Raw genomic sequence first — 388 nt, forward strand, 5'->3', positions numbered from 1 at the left:
CAACCAACAACCAATATTTCTTGGCTGTATTAGTCTCTTGTACAAAGACTTAAAAATAAGTRCAAATTCAGGCGCGRGATAGAGCAGAATGATAAATCATTCGTCGGACTCGCTAAACCTGAAAGAGCCGAAGGTCGTCGGTACCCGACGATAATAAGTTCTAAAAATATACAGGCGCGGGATGGAGCAGCCTGGTAGCTCGTCGGGCTCATAACCCGAAGGTCGTCGGTTCAAATCCGGCTCCCGCAACCAATATTTCTTGGCTGTATTAGTCTCTTGTACAAAGACTTAAAAATAAGTACAAATTCAGGCGCGGGATAGAGCAGAATGATAAATCATTCGTCGGACTCGCTAAACCTGAAAGAGCCGAAGGTCGTCGGTACCCGAC

Annotated in this window: 1 tRNA gene; it reads left to right on the forward strand. The window is 45.6% G+C overall.

The window, feature by feature from the left end:
* Positions 1-175: 175 nt before the first annotated feature.
* Positions 176-252: transfer RNA gene (locus EAG18_RS22095), tRNA-Met, on the forward strand.
* Positions 253-388 lie beyond the last annotated feature (136 nt).

Source organism: Pseudoalteromonas sp. J010, from assembly GCF_003934235.1.
Classification (GTDB): Bacteria; Pseudomonadota; Gammaproteobacteria; order Enterobacterales; family Alteromonadaceae; genus Pseudoalteromonas; species Pseudoalteromonas peptidolytica.